Origin of the sequence: uncultured Methylobacterium sp. (assembly GCF_964251405.1) — a bacterium.
Taxonomy (GTDB): domain Bacteria; phylum Pseudomonadota; class Alphaproteobacteria; order Rhizobiales; family Beijerinckiaceae; genus Methylobacterium.
Genome location: NZ_CAXUJR010000017.1, coordinates 22,629 through 24,429, shown reverse-complemented (window position 1 = coordinate 24,429; position 1,801 = coordinate 22,629). Strand labels below are relative to the sequence as shown.

The 1,801-nt window shown below is 67.5% G+C and carries 1 protein-coding gene; it reads right to left on the bottom strand.

Translation table 11 applies throughout. The features are described 5' to 3' along the window. Window positions 1-201: 201 nt before the first annotated feature. Window positions 202-1,542 carry an MFS transporter gene (locus ACFE7U_RS05290; RefSeq protein ID WP_375408686.1) on the bottom strand — a complete coding sequence of 447 codons (1,341 nt, stop codon included), beginning with the start codon at window positions 1,540-1,542 and terminating at the stop codon, window positions 202-204. Window positions 1,543-1,801 lie beyond the last annotated feature (259 nt).

Here is a 1,801-nt window from a genome sequence, read left to right as displayed (position 1 = left end):
GGCGGTGACCGGCCTCACCCACCGGCAGTCCTACGTCGACATCTTCGCGATCACGATGTTGAAGACGGTGGCGGTGTTCGTGGTGATCGGGGTGTTTTACGCGACGGGAATCGTGTGAGCCGCAATTCGCCGGCCCCTTTCACGGACGCCCGGAGTGTTCGCGGTTCGTCCGTGAGCGACCGGCTTAGGCCCGACCGGACGTCAAGTCTGGCCTTTTGCCGGGGCCGGTGAGAGCGGAGCGGTCTCGTCGGAGATGCCGACCTTCGCCCAGACATAGACCGCAAGCAGCGCCACCGGCAGCCCGATCAGCGACGTCCCGACGAAGAACCAGTTGAAGCCCGTCCGCTCGATCACGAAGCCCGAAAAGCCGGCCAGCACGCTGCCCGGGAAGGCACACAGCGAAGTCAGGAGCCCGAACTGGCTCGCCGCGTGATCGGCCGATGCGAGCGTCGACATGTAGGTGATCAGTACGACCGATGCGAAAGCGTAGGCGAAGCCGTCGATGCCGACGGCCACCGCGAAGGTCCAGAAGGCCGTTCCGCCGTCACCTCCGTGCGCGGCGAGGTACGCGAGGCTCAGATGCGAGGCCGAGCCCGCCACCGTGCCGATGAGGAGGCTCGGCAGCATGCCGATCCGCGGGATGAGAGCGCCGGCCAGGAAGGTGCCGCCGAGCGCGATCCAGAAGCCGAAGAGCTTGGTGACGGTTGCGATGTCGGTATTGGAAAAACCCTGGTGCTTGAACAACGGGATGGCCATCGCACTCGCGACGTAGCCCGGCATCCGGAACCCGGCGACGAGCAGCAGGATGACGGGTGCCGCAGGGCCGAGACGCGTCAGAAGTTCCCGGATCGGTGCCCAGATGGTTTCAAGGAAGCCGGCTCTGGCCAGATGGGGGCGCTTGTCCGAAGGCGGCTCCGGCGCGAGCACGGCCGCGACCATGCCGATGAGCATCAGCGCAGCCATGCAGAGGTAGGCGCCGCGCCAGCCGATCCTGTCGGCCAGGAACAAGGCGCCCGCCCCGGCCGCGAGGTTGCCGAGCCGCCAGCCGATCTCGGTCCAGGACGAGAGCACGGCCTGCTTCTCCGGGGGGCGGACGCTGGTGATGCGCCAGCCGTCGATCACGAGGTCGAGCGTCGCGCCGGCGAACCCCAGGGCCAGCGAGAAAACGATCGTCCAAGCGAGGACATGCGCCGGATCGCCGAACGCGATGCCGGCGACCGTCGCCATAACCCCGAGCTGAGCGGCAACGATCCAGCCTCGCCTTCTGCCGAGGAGGCGGCCAAGCAAGGGCGGATCGTACCGGTCGAGGAACGGCGCCCAAAGGAACTTGAACTTGTAGGCGAGGGTCAGCTCGCTCAGGAGCCCGATGGTCGCGATCGAGATCCCGATGTCCGACAGCCAGGCCGATTGCGTCGAGTAAACGAGAAGGAACGGGATGCCCGACGTGAAGCCGAGGCCGAGGGCCGGCGCGATCCGTCGATCCGTGAACAGCGCCGACCAGAAGGGCGTCGGCTCCGGTCTCGCCACGGCCACTGCCCCCATGCTCGGTTCTCTCCGATCCCGCCCGGCCTGGACGGGCCCGAGCCGACGACACCCCATGAACCGGGATGGGCGTATAGCCGTTCCCGTCAGGTGGGGGAGGATTGGCCCGGAACGCTCACCCTGCTTGCGCAAGTGCCCGAGCATGGGAGCCGCTCTCCGTCTTAGGCCATGCCACCGGCGCGTTTCGCGCGCGGGGTGAAGGTGCGTGGTGCCTTGTCCCGCCCGCCATGCCCTATATCAGCGCCAGACCATCACAAGG